10 protein-coding genes and 1 riboswitch are annotated in these 13,299 nt (G+C 43.8%); of the genes, 6 read left to right on the forward strand and 4 right to left on the reverse strand.

What is annotated here, in order from left to right:
- The first annotated feature begins 161 nt into the window (after window positions 1–161).
- The 3 genes from K8S13_RS04520 to K8S13_RS04530 all read left to right on the forward strand — a co-directional run bounded on the left by K8S13_RS04520 (window position 162) and on the right by K8S13_RS04530 (window position 2,830).
- The gene (locus tag K8S13_RS04520; protein WP_291460765.1) at window positions 162–1,178 is read left to right on the forward strand and encodes an aliphatic sulfonate ABC transporter substrate-binding protein; all 1,017 of its coding nucleotides are present in this window, start codon (window positions 162–164) and stop codon (window positions 1,176–1,178) included.
- 96 nt (window positions 1,179–1,274) lie between these two features.
- Window positions 1,275–2,039 (forward strand): ABC transporter permease, encoded by a 765-nt coding sequence (locus K8S13_RS04525; protein ID WP_291460766.1) that lies wholly within the window; start codon window positions 1,275–1,277, stop codon window positions 2,037–2,039.
- Complete coding sequence (locus K8S13_RS04530) at window positions 2,027–2,830, forward strand: ABC transporter ATP-binding protein (protein ID WP_291460767.1); 804 nt, start codon at window positions 2,027–2,029, stop codon at window positions 2,828–2,830. The genes K8S13_RS04525 and K8S13_RS04530 overlap by 13 nt, the downstream gene beginning before the upstream one ends.
- Before the next feature lie 65 nt (window positions 2,831–2,895).
- On the opposite strand, the gene K8S13_RS04535 is transcribed toward K8S13_RS04530, so the two are convergent.
- The 4 genes from K8S13_RS04535 to K8S13_RS04550 all read right to left on the reverse strand — a co-directional run bounded on the left by K8S13_RS04535 (window position 2,896) and on the right by K8S13_RS04550 (window position 7,300).
- Window positions 2,896–3,816 (reverse strand): glycine betaine ABC transporter substrate-binding protein, encoded by a 921-nt coding sequence (locus K8S13_RS04535; protein WP_291460768.1) that lies wholly within the window; start codon window positions 3,814–3,816, stop codon window positions 2,896–2,898.
- Between the two features lie 106 nt (window positions 3,817–3,922).
- Window positions 3,923–4,687: an ABC transporter permease gene (locus tag K8S13_RS04540; protein WP_291460769.1), complete on the reverse strand. Its 765-nt coding sequence runs from the start codon at window positions 4,685–4,687 to the stop codon at window positions 3,923–3,925.
- A 4-nt stretch (window positions 4,688–4,691) separates the two neighbouring features.
- The gene (locus tag K8S13_RS04545; protein ID WP_291460770.1) at window positions 4,692–5,801 is read right to left on the reverse strand and encodes a betaine/proline/choline family ABC transporter ATP-binding protein; all 1,110 of its coding nucleotides are present in this window, start codon (window positions 5,799–5,801) and stop codon (window positions 4,692–4,694) included.
- Between the two features lie 14 nt (window positions 5,802–5,815).
- Window positions 5,816–7,300 (reverse strand): ABC transporter permease, encoded by a 1,485-nt coding sequence (locus K8S13_RS04550; RefSeq protein WP_291460771.1) that lies wholly within the window; start codon window positions 7,298–7,300, stop codon window positions 5,816–5,818.
- Window positions 7,301–7,621: 321 nt separating this feature from the next.
- Here K8S13_RS04550 and K8S13_RS04555 point away from each other — a divergent pair, with 321 nt between their 5' ends.
- The 3 genes from K8S13_RS04555 to K8S13_RS04565 all read left to right on the forward strand — a co-directional run.
- Entirely contained in the window at window positions 7,622–8,488 is an 867-nt protein-coding gene (locus tag K8S13_RS04555) for a MurR/RpiR family transcriptional regulator (RefSeq protein ID WP_291460772.1), read from the forward strand.
- 37 nt (window positions 8,489–8,525) lie between these two features.
- On the forward strand, window positions 8,526–9,737 hold the full coding sequence (locus tag K8S13_RS04560; protein WP_291460773.1) for a Tm-1-like ATP-binding domain-containing protein: 1,212 nt from the start codon (window positions 8,526–8,528) through the stop codon (window positions 9,735–9,737).
- 234 nt (window positions 9,738–9,971) lie between these two features.
- A riboswitch (cyclic di-GMP riboswitch) is annotated at window positions 9,972–10,049 on the forward strand.
- Between the two features lie 120 nt (window positions 10,050–10,169).
- A partial coding sequence (locus tag K8S13_RS04565) for a putative Ig domain-containing protein (RefSeq protein ID WP_291460774.1) occupies window positions 10,170–13,299 on the forward strand: 3,130 nt, incomplete at its 3' end.

Here is a 13,299-nt window from a genome sequence, read left to right on the forward strand (position 1 = left end):
ACAATTATATGCAATATCCTTGTTTTTAAAGCGTATATTGCAAGTGGTACATTTCTTGAAGGCATGTAATTATTAATTCATTGGAATACTTTCCCGGCCTTGCCGTATTGAGGCTGGAAAAGTATAATTTACAATTAAATACAACTCAAGGAGGTAACAGGATGCAATTAAAAAAAGTAACCATTAGTACCCTTTTATTGGCTTTGACCATGGCGGTCATGCTGACATTGGCACCCGGCACTGCAAGTGCTGATAACAAGCCTGAAAAGGTTACTGTTATTTATGGCGGCTCTTCCTGGCTTGGACATTACCCGGCCTGGGTCGGCATGGAAAAAGGGTTGTTTAAAAAACACGGCCTGGGAGTTTTGTTTCAAAATTTTTATGCTTCATCCGGGCGCATGGGATCACTTATTGCCGGTGATCTTGACGTGGCTTCAACCGGCAGTATTTCAGCGATTGCATTGATGGCAGTCGGCAACAAAAGTTTTCTGGCCTTTGGTACACAGGATTCCTATGCAACAGTAGAAGGGATAATTGCAAGGGACGGAATCAATTCCTTGAAAGATCTTAAAGGTAAAAAAATTGCTGCTCCTTTTGCATCCAGCGCCCATGTACTGGTATTGGATTTACTGGAACAGGCCGGACTGGACCCTGAAAAAGATCTCACCTTGCTCAACCTGAAAGTAAATGAAATGCCTGCTGCCATGAGCTCCGGCGAGATTGATGCTTGTGCTGCCTGGACACCCCATTTTAATAAACTTCTGAATATGAAAGGCAACCATCTTCTTGTCAACGACACTGAATTCAGTCTTTATAAAAAATACAAACTTGGTCCCGGCCCTGATCTGCTTGTAGTTCGCAAAGATTTTGCCCAAAAATATCCCAATACGTGTAAAGCTTTTGTCAAAGGTTATTTTGAAGCAGTTGACATGTTGATTAACAAACCTGGAGAGTGTGCTCAAGTACTTGTCAAGCTGACCAACCTGAATATGGAAGATCAGATGACTGTACTCAAGGACATCGAATGGATTCCGGGCAGTAAACAAAAAGCACTCATGAGTGATCCAGGAGATTTTATTAAAGGGATGCAGAAACTTGGAAATTTTCTCACCAGACATGGACAAATTGATCAGGCACCTATGGTTAAAAACTGGGTTACAACAGACATGCTGCCATAAACATGCATGAATGATCAGGCATACTACGTGAATAAAAATTTTCCCATTGGAATGTTCTTAAGGTATGCCTGATCAAAATCAAGGAGTTAAAGCCAAATGGACAAAGAAAACCATTCAAAAAAACTGGTTGTTATAAGCATCCTCTCTCTACTTCTTTTTATTGTTATCTGGGAAATTATCTGCAAAGCCGGTTTGATTGACCCGGTCTTTATGCCGGCACCTTCCAAAATTTTTGCAAGAGCTGTAAAACTTATTGGTAATGGTGACCTTATGGCGCACACCCTTGCTTCAACCCGCCGCGTGATGGTGGGGTTCATGATTTCATCCATGGTGGCCATTCCATTTGGAATTTTTCTTGGTTCATCACGGATATTCATGGCCATATGTGATCCTTTTATTTCACTGTTGCGCCCCTTGCCGTCCATGAGCTGGATACCGCTTTCCCTTCTCTGGCTCGGCATTACGGAAACACAAAAATACTCCATAGTATTTATGGGATCTTTTGCACCCTCTCTTTTATATATTATTGAGGCCACAAAAAGCATTGATCCCTTATTGATCAGAGCAGCGCGTAATCTGGGAGCCTCCAAGCTGGATGTAATGCGTGAAGTTATCCTGCCGGGTGCACTTCCCCAGATTATTTCAGGGCTGAAAGTAATGCTGGGGATTGCCTGGACATGTATCATCTCCGCGGAACTGGTAGCAGCCCGTGAAGGGTTGGGATTTATGATTATGAACGGAAAGGAATATTTTCAAACCGATACCGTGATGTTGGGAATGGTGATGATCAGCCTTACTGTTATGGTTATTGATGTTGTTTTTAAAAAATTTGAACGGAGACTGCTGCCGTGGACACGTTAAACGATCAAAGCAAAATTTGTGTTAATAATGTTACCAAATGTTTTTCCAGCAAACAAGGTGAAGTAACGGCACTTAAAGATCTGTCCTTGGACATCAGGGATGGAGAGTTTCTTGTTGTTGTCGGTGCATCCGGATGCGGGAAGACTACTTTGATTAACATGATAGCCGGGTTTGACACCCCTAGCAGCGGAGAAATCCTTCTGGACGGGAAACCCGTCACCGGAATTACACCGGAATGCGGAATGATTTTCCAGCAATACGCTTTATTCCCCTGGAAAACAGTGCAGGAGAATGTGGAATTCGGACTGAAGATGAAAAGAATTCCAAAATCCGAACGAAAGGCCATAGCTGCTAAATTTATTGATCTGGTTGCCCTCAATGGCTTTGAAAAAAGTTATCCCCATCATCTTTCCGGTGGTATGAAGCAGCGGGTTTCCATAGCAAGGGCTCTGGCAAACGACCCTGAAGTTATGCTCCTTGATGAACCTTTTGCAGCCCTTGATGCAATGACACGTCAGGTTCTCCAGGAACAGCTGGTCCGCATTTATGAAAAACATAAAAAAACCATCATATTCATCACCCATTCCATAGACGAAGCCTTGCTGCTGTCGTCACGAATTGCTGTAATGACCGCCAGACCGGGCCGCATTGCCCAGGAAATTGTAAACAATCTTCCTCACCCGCGCAATGCCGATGTCCAGCTCTCAGACAATTACATGGCACTCAAACGAAAAATCTGGGATAGTGTACAGGCTGAAGTCCTGAAAAGCATGGAAGTGGAAACAGGATGACATGAAAAACAAAATTAATGCCCGGGAAGATATTTTAAACCCGGGCATTTAAAGTTGATGTAGATTTATTTACTTTTTTTGATAATAAGCCCAACACCGGCAAGCCAGCTTTTAGCCACAGCTTCTGGTTTTTCGCCATTCACATTGACCCTGTAATTAAGTCTTGTCATGGTGGCAGTGTCCAGAGAAGATCCGATCTCACTTAAAATGAATTTAATTTCAGGGTATGCTTTAAGCACCTCAGCCCTGATAACCGGTGCAGGATTATAGATGGGAAAATAACTTTTATCATCATCAAGCACAGTCAGGTTATAATCCTTGATCTCACCATCAGTGGCAAATGCCATTCCACACATGGCCTGCCCGTCCCTGACCGTCTTTTTGGCGAGAGGGGTCTCCATTTTCATGACTTTTGCATCCGGGATATCTTTACCGAATTCAAGACCATAGTATTTCATCATTCCCTTGAACCCGTCAACTCTGGAATAAAATTCTGCATTGGTGGAAACGCTCATTTTGCCGGGATTATTTTTTGTCCATGCAGCCCATTGGGACAGGGTGGTGATGCCCAGTTGATCAGCAGTCGAGGCTTTCATGATAATGGCATAGGTATTGTTGAATTTTGCAGGTGCAAGCCATATAAGACCAATTTTTTCATCCTCTGCCTTTACCTTGGCATAAAGCTTACCAGCGTCGCGAACCACTTCTTTTTTCTTGAAAAATGAAAGCCATGCAGTTCCCGTATACTCCATGTAAACATCAATCTGCCCCTGTTCCAGGGCTTCTCGATTCACATTTGTCCCACCAAGGCTGGTACGATCTTCAACAGGAATTCCTCTGTCTTTTAACAGGTTGACCATGATTTTACCCAGAATTATTTGTTCGGTAAACCCCTTGGATGCTACCTTTACAGGGGCTTTTGCAAAAGCCGACAAGGGAAGCGCAATAAATGTAAGTGCTACCAGTAAAAGAATCAATTTTTTCATAATAAAACCTCCAGTAAAATATTATTTAATATTAATTGCTGTGGACAAAATGCACACAGCATCATATGACCGGATATCAATTTATTTATACCCGGCCTTTTAACGATTAAGCCAGTTCTATTTCATCCGTCCGGACTCCTCTTGAAACAAGAAATTTTTCAGAAACACCCAGGCAATAATCAAACAGCATGGCAATAAGGGCAACTGGTACAGCACCTGCCATCATGATGCCCATGTCAACCAGGGCAATTCCGGTAAATATCCAGAACCCGAGTCCGCCACCGCCGATGAGAAATGCCAGGGGGGCTGTTCCGACAATAATGGCGGTTGATGTTCTTATTCCGCCTGCAATCACAGGCATGGCATTGGGAAGTTCAATCTGAAACAGGATTTGTTTTTTGGTCATTCCCATCCCTGTGGCTGCCTCGATGACATCTTTGCTCACCGATTCAATCCCTGCATAAGTATTTCTGACAATGGGTGCCACTGCATGAAAAAAAAGCGCAATCAGTGCAGGAACCATACCAATGCCTGAAAGACCGATAAGGGGCAGAAACCCGTATGCCAGGGCAAGCACACCAAGCGAAGGAACCGACTGCCAGACATTAACCACAGCCATTATGACCGAAGACATCTTTTCCATGCTTTTCCGTGTCATTATGGTCCCAAGGGTCACCCCCACAATGACGGCACAGAACATGCTGATGATGACCAGGATAAAGTGCTCAAGAATCAATCTGAAAAATTCTGAAAGATTTTTAATTGTGTAGTCCCATGCCCCATAATAAGTATAAAGCCACACAATAAAAAGGATCGTTAAAAAAATCGGGGCCAGCCTTTTGACCAGTTGAAATAAAATCCGTAAAATCATGATTCTATCCTTTCAAGGTCTCTTTGATATCTTCTGTGTGAAGCCAGCCGAGCACCTTTTTCGCGTCATCCACCACAATCAGGAATCCGTAATCATGGGTAAAAATCTCAGACAGGCCGTCTTTGAGATTCGACTGCGCCGTCAGCCATGCATTGGTCGGTGCAACTGCATCTTTAACCAGGCTTGCTTTATCAGGAATATCCTGGTTGTCAATCATCCCTGTGAGCCTACCTTCTGAATTTACTGCAATCAGGTATCGGATGCTGATTTCTGAGAACAGGTTACGGGCAGTTTCAATGGTTTCATCCTGATTAATAATCGGTGGGTTGTCCTTCATTGCCCGTTTTACAGTAAACAGGTTGAGCCGTTTGAGGGTCCGGTCACCCCCTGCGAAATCAGCGACAAAATCGTTTTTCGGATGGGTCAGCATCTCTTCCGGAGATGCGAACTGGACCAGGTGGCCATCTTTTAACAGGCAGATCTTATCTCCCATTTTTATGGCCTCATCAATGTCATGGGTGACAAATACAATGGTTTTTTTAACCTTTTCCTGTATTTTTAAAAACTCGTTCTGGAGATGCTCCCTGTTAATGGGATCTATTGCGCCAAACGGCTCATCCATGAGCATGATAGGCGGATCACCCGCCATTCCCCTGGCAACTCCGATTCTCTGCTGCTGGCCTCCTGAGAGTTCATTTGGATACCGGTCCTTGTACTCGTCAGGGCCAAGATTGACGATTTCAAGAAGTCTTTGCACCTTTTCATCAATCTTTGCCCTGTCCCATTTTAGAAGTTTCGGGATAATGGCAATATTCTCACCAATGGTCATATTGGGAAACAGGCCGATGTTTTGAATCACATACCCGATGCTTCTTCGAAGCTCTATGGTGTTGAGCCTGGAAATATCCTTGCCGTCAATAATAATCTTTCCGCTGGTAATGGATATCAAGCGGTTAATCATTTTCATTGCAGTGGTTTTGCCGCATCCTGAAGGTCCGACAAGCGTACAGATCTCACCTTCCTCCAGATCAAAGGTAAGTTCATCTACAGCCTTGACATGCCCGGCTCCGGGATATATTTTTGTTACTTTCTGAAGGCTTAGCATGGTTCCCATAATTTTTTCCTTTATTACTCTGTTGCCTGTTTGATTTTCAGGCCGGTCGGTGTAATCCAGTCCTCTGCTTTGCCTAAAAAGATATCCGCCACAATGGCAAGAAGACTCATGGCAATGGCACCTGCAATAACCGAGTTATTGGTTGACATCTGAAGCCCTTCACTGACAAAAAGCCCTAACCCTCCTGCACCGATGTATGCAGCAATGGCAGCAATGGCAATCCCCATAACCACAGCTGTCCTGACACCTGCCATAATAATGGGTGCTGACAGAGGAAGCTGCAGTTGCACAAGAAGCTGAAAATTTGTCATTCCCATCCCCTTGCCTGCTTCAATCGTGGCGGGGTCCACACTTTTTAATGCAATATAAGTATTTCTGACAATCGGAAGCAGGGAATACAGAGACAATGCCACGACTGCAGGAACAACCCCGATCCCGATCCCGCTGACCGCATCCCATGCATTGTCAATGGTTGAAAGAATCGGCATCATAAACCCGAACATGGCAATACTGGGTATGGTAATGAGAATACTTGATATATAAAGAACAATTCCTGCAGCACCCGGATGACGTGTAATATAGATACCCACAGGAACACCGGTTGTAATGGCTATGATCAGGGCAATACCGACAATACGAATATGGGCAACAAGCTGGATAAAAGTTTCATGAAGGTTATCCGCAAAAAACTTTAAAGGGCCGGATACAAAAAATGGATGAACCAGGGTTGAATAGGCAATCACAGAAAAACCCAGGGCAAATATTACCATCCAGAAATCCTCAATCGAACGTATATTATACAGAACTGCCAGAAGAACAAGCAGGCACGAAACTGCCCAGGCCAGAAAGAACCCCCAGGTTTCGCCCAGTATAATGAGATCAAGCCTGGCATAAAATTCTATTGAAAGATCAAAAAGATATAAAAAAATGGAGGTCAGGATAAAGAGGAATAATAAATAATAAGATATCCTGCCAAGTGTTCCTTTTTTGTAACATTGCTGTAGATAATATAAAAATCCCCCGAAAAAAAGAAAAGCCGCACCCCATTGGAAAACACCCGCAAGGGTTTGAAAAATAAACGTAAACATGGACACAAGTATACAAATGATAAGAAATATACCAGGGAAGGGAGTAGCTTTCAGACCGTCCCCCAGATAGACCATTAAAAAAAGAAAAAAAGAAAACAAAGGGATAATTAAAACCATTCTCAAAACATCATAGGATACGAGGAATTCAACATCCAGGTCCACAAGATGCAGGAGCAGGTTAAGCGGTGACAAAGGATTTTCCATGGAAAGAAATTTTCCGGGAAACCAGGGCATAAAAAATGAAACAAAAATTAACACTGAGAAGAGAAGAAACGTCCTGTCCGGCCAATTCCAGCTGAAAACCGACCGGAATTCCACAGTTGCAATGGACTTTGAGCAATGATGACATCTGGTTTCATTTAAAAGTATCTCCTTTTTGCATTCAGGACATATTGGAATTTCTATTGTCATCTTTCACCTCCTGATTGGAACTAATTAAACAAAACCTTTCATAATTAGTCATGTTTGTCAAGTAGAAATTAAACTTGATAGGTTTTGTTACATATTTTTTTGTCTATTTTCAATCCATTATTGTAGATAACTAATTTACTGCCAAACCATCAATCAAACAGCAGATACCAAATAGCGATTTAAAATTAATTTACGATTTATTAATTAAGTTGATGTTTTTTGATAACTAAAAAAGTCAAAATCGGGCTAAAACTTGACAGTGAAGGATAAAAATGTAACAAGCTTTGCAAACTTTCACCTTTTTAACATACGAGGACTCCGATGGACAAAAAAACGACTGCTTTGCATAAGATTATTGATGCACACTATTCTGGATTGACTTCCAAAGGAAAAATGCTGGCAGATTTTGTATTGTCTAATCCTGACAAAGCCGTTTTCATGACAACAAGAAAATTAGCCGTCGCCGTAGGTGTCAGTGAAGCCACGGTTGTCAGATTTGTCCGCCAATTGAATTTACCAGGCTATGCAGTGTTCATCAAGGCATTAAGAAACCTTATTGACAACGAACTTACCCTGATTGAAAGAAGCAGGCTTGCCAACCATGTTGTGCACAGCGATGATGCACAACTTGAAAGGATAACCAATCAGGATATTGAAAATATCAGGGCCATGATTAAAAATATTGATCTATCAGAAGTTAAAAGAATAAGAAAGATTTTGAAAAAATCAGAGGCCGTCTATATTGTCGGCTCAAGGCTTTCTTATGCACCGGCATATTACATGGGCTGGACCTTATCGAAAATAAGAAAGAATGTGACTATTTTCAAAGGAAGTGACAGAACAACCATTGACCGGTTGATATTTGCCTCTCAAAAATCTGCTGTAGTTATTATTGCCACTTCAAGATATCCAAACGAATTAATCAAAATAGGAAAGCTTGTAAAGCGGTATAAACTAAAAATGATACTGCTGACAGACAGTTCATCATGCCCACTGGTCCAATTCAGCGATCATGTCCTTATCGCACCGTTGAAAACAATTCCTTTCCTGGGAAACCCTGCCTCCCTGATCAGCCTGATCAATTACCTGGTTCATACATTGGCAACCGATATGGGGGAAAAGCTAAAGAATCACCAGGAAAAACTTGAACAGGCTTATATAGAAAATGATATTTTATTTAACTATTAGAATTCACATTTCACTTATTTATATAAAAGGATATCAAATGAACAAAAACTCCTCAATAGCAATACTCGGAACTTTTGACACCAAGGGAGAAGAACATCTTTTTATTAAAAAATGTATAGAAAAACGAGGTGTGCGCACGCTTACAATTAATGTCGGGACCAAAAAGCCGGTATCCTGTACTGTGGATATTGATCTTTTCAACAGCCTGAAAGAAAAGGGCTTGCTGCAAGATTGGCAGGATCGGGATCAAATGATTCAGGCCATGTTGAAAGAAGCCGGGAAAGTCGTAAAGGCACTTCATAACAGAGGTGAAATATCGGGTATTATTTCTGCAGGTGGTGGTTCCGGTACTTATCTGTGCACTGGAATCATGCGTGTTCTGCCACTTGGTATCCCCAAAATCATGCTGTCCACTGTTGCTTCCAGGGATATGACCAATATAGTTGGAACCAAAGACATCACCATAATGCATAGTGTTTCCGATATACTGGGGATCAACAGTATTTTGGGAGGGATGCTGGATAAAGCTGCTGCTGCTGTATGTGCCATGGCCCAAAGTGAATGGACTCCCGCCAAGAATCGCCAACGCATCGCCCTGTCTTTTTTTGGATTTATTACTCAGGCAGCAGAACAAATAAAAGCATCACTGGAAAATAAAGGGTATGAAGTTGTTACCTTCCATGCCAATGGCACCGGAGGAACCGCAATGGAAGAACTGGCCTCAGAAGGTTTTTTTGAGGGCATACTGGATCTGGCGACCCATGAACTGGCAGATCGGCTCATGGATGGTTATTGCGGTGGGATTGGCCCTCATCGATTTGAAGCCATAAAAGACTTTCACCTTCCCCGGCTTATCGTACCCGGTGGATTAGACTGCGCTGTGCTGGAATTTGATCGTCACAGTATTCCTGAGCAATACAAAGACCGTAAAATCTTCTTTTATGATTTCCGGTCCGCTATTCGACTCAATAAAAAAGAGACAAAAACCATCGCCCGGCAATTATCAAAAAAACTAAATCCTGCAGGAGAAACAATAAAAGTATTAATTCCTATGAAAGGCTGGTCAGTGGCTGATAGTATTGACGGCCCTTTATATGATCCTGCGATGAACAATCTTTTCATTAAAACATTTAAAGAAAATTTAGCACCTGCCATTACGGTTAAAGAAAAAAATCTTCACATCAATGATCCGTCTTTTGCCAAATCGGCAGCTGATTTGATGGATCAAATGATCGCATTAAAAAAATGAGAAAAAATATTCCTTATTTATGTAAAACTTTACATAAAACTATGTAAAGTTTTACATAGTCTTCTTCGGACCAAAAATAAAGCCTGAAAGTTTTCTCTTTATATTTTTGTTAGTAAATAAAGGATAACAACTATATCCATCTTCTTCGATCTTTCACATGTTTCAATTAAAAAGGAAGATTGATATTTGAATATTTCGGCACAATTATTGCTATATTAATTGAATGTCAAAACGTTCATGAAAAGCCAAACTTGATGTAAATCAAGGACGGAAAACCGACGGATCTCATGAAGAGATGGCCGGGTTGCCTCGAAAAAAAGAAGGATTTTTTATGAATCAATTTTTAAAATTATCAGTAATTACTGTAGCCCTTCTTGTAACAGGCAGTGCAATGGCTTTTAGTATTGATTGTTTAATCCTGGAGGAAACATAATGAATTTGAAGAGGCAATTCCATCCATTTTACTTAAAAGTTCCGGCATATACCGCGGTCATCCTGACCATGCTGCTCTTTCAGTTGATCCAACCCCGCATACCCGGATATCAGGAAGTCGTTTCCTTTTTTGGCCCGGCAATTGCTGCGGCTGCCCAACCGGTTGCGGACGCAGGCGTTGATCAAGCCGCCACAAAGGACCTGACTCTGGCCGGCACGATCTTGCTGGATGGAAGCGGTTCCAATGATCCTGACGGCGATTCATTAGTCTACTTCTGGTATGGCCCCTTTGAAACAACACATGGTTTAACCCCCGCAGTGGTTGTCCCGGAAGGGAGCTACAACGTCTCCCTCATTGTAAATGACGGATCATCCCGTTCTGAAATCGATACTGCTCATATTACCATATCCCCTTGTTTTAATATCTCAACCAGATCAAAGGCAGGCAAGGTTCAACTGACCTGGACACACCGGGAAGGAACGCAAAACTATCTTGTATACCGTGCCGATGAATCCGACCCTTTTAACTTTGAACTAATTGCAGAAACCACATCCACCTATTCGACTTACCTGGACACCACGATTTCAAATGAAACAACCTATTTATATCTTATAAAAGCAGTTTCAGAATGCACCGGTGATCTGGACAATGACGGAGATGTGGATGGCTCAGACCTTTCAATTTTTTCTTCTGATATTGGACGCACCGACTGCGATCAGGGAGAGCCCTGTGAAGGTGACTTTAATGGTGTTGGAAACATTGATTCTGCGGACATCTCACTATTCAGCCATTATTTCGGAAAATACAATTGCACTTCCTGTTACTCCAATGTCGTTGCCGGCCATCCCACTGCAAGCCGCCCCCCGGCCAACGCCGCGCCCGTCATCTACTCGCCACCCGTCCTCCACGGCACTACAGGCATACCCTACAATTATGACATCAATGCCTCTGACCCGAACGGAGACGACATTACATACAGTCTTTCCACATCCCCTTTTGGAATGTCGATTAATGCGGCCACAGGTCTGATCTCATGGTCACCGGATACTGCCGGTACCTATGAGGTGACAGCTGATATCACAGATGGAAACGGAGGAAACGACACGCAGAGTTTTGTCATCACAATAGAAGATCTCCCGGTCCTGAACCAGGGTCCCACAATCACATCCACACCTGTTGTCTCTGCTGTTGAAGGACAATTATACATCTATGATGTGGATGCAACAGATCCTGATCCTGACGATGTGCTGGTTTATTCTCTTGAAAACCCACCCAATGGGATGCAAATAGATACCTCAACCGGGCTGATTCAATGGACGCCGGGAGAAACGCAGATTGATGACCATATGATTTCAATCCATGTTGATGACCGGGCAGGCCTTTTTGACACCCAGAATTTTATCCTCACCGTATCCGATGCCATGCCCGAAAACATTCCCCCTGTTGCCGAAGCCGGGCCGGAACAGATACAAACGCTCATTTATGGTCAAACTGAAATTATCATCGCCCTGAACGGCAGCGGCTCCTCTGACCCGGACGGCACGGTTGCCGGCTATACATGGACAAGTGAACCCGGTGTTCCTGATCCTGAAAATATTGCCGAGCCCAGTGTTACGTTGACAGCCGGTACTTACCTATTCACTCTAATAGTCACGGACAATGCCGGTGCTGCCAGCATAGCCGATACAGTGACAATTATCATAAATGCTGCACCCCCTGTGGGCGAACCACCTGTTATTTCAATAGATCCTCTCTCATACACAGTGGCTGAAGGTGCCTTACTTTCCATCGATGTCTCGGCAACAGATCCTGATGGAGATGTGGTGACCCTTTCAGCATCACCCAAGCTTAACAATGCCCAGTTTTTGTCCATCCCCGGCACACAAGCCACAGGAACATTTGATTTTACACCGGATAATACTCAGCAGGGCATTTACGTGATAGCATTTAAAGCCAGAGATCCCCTGGGTCTTACCGCAACAAAAACGGTCCGGATCACGGTGATTAACGTCAATCGGCCGCCTGAAATATCCGCACCTGATCCACTGACTATCGATGAGGGAGGTCTTTTGACCATTCTGATCCAGGCCAGTGATCCGGATGATGACATCCTGACACTGACTGCGACTCCCCTGCCCAACAACGCCATATTTATCCCTGCCACAGGCACTATCACGTTCACACCTGACTTTGATCAGGCCGGGACCTACAGTATTGACTGCCAGGCCCATGACGGAGAACTCAGTGCAAACCGGACTGTTGAGGTTATAGTCAATGATGTGTCCGGTTCCACCCAGCAGGATCTGGTTCTGGAAGTCCATCCGGTTGAAACACCCACCTTCCTTGACTCAACCCGGATCACCGGCACGGTTAACAGCAGCGGAACCGCACCCCCGAGACTTACGTCAGCCCTTATTTCCCAAATGCACCCGGTAACTGGAAAACAGGGTGAAACCCTCGACGTCATACTGACAGGTGAAGCATCAGGTAATTTTGAAACCCATTTCACAGAAAACGTCAGCCAGGCCGACTTTGGTAACGACATTACAATAAATGCCCTCACCATAAACAGCCCCACCGAGGCCGTGGTAAACATCTCCATTGCCCCGGATGCCCAGGAAGGACCCCGTTCCGTCAGTGTCGTGACCGATAAAGAAACTGCAGTTTCTGCCCTGGCATTTAATGTTGCAAAAGGACAGGCTTCTGCCACGGGTGTTCTGGTTGACACCGACACAGGACAAGCCATTGCAGGCGCCGCTGTCACCATCCAGGGTACGAATCTCACCACCATTACAAATGCGGACGGTGTTTTCGTCTTTAATGATGCCCCGTCCGGAAGTTATAAAGTGATCATCAATGCGCCGAATCATGAACTGATCATCCTGCAGATCGACACCCGGACCGGTGATGCCTTGAACCTGGGCACCATTGAAAGTAGCTCCACGGTCTTCGATCCAGATGAACCGCCGGGGGCTACCCTGCCTAGCGTTCATTCACGGGGACTTACAAGATTGCTCTTCACCGGGGATCTTGAAGAAGCCCGTCAACTCATCCAGGATACCATCATCACCGTGGGCGGCAACAGTTACGGCATTGTGGACGCTTACGGGAATCAGCTTAATCCCAATG

It is taken from the genome of Desulfobacula sp. (assembly GCF_021107415.1).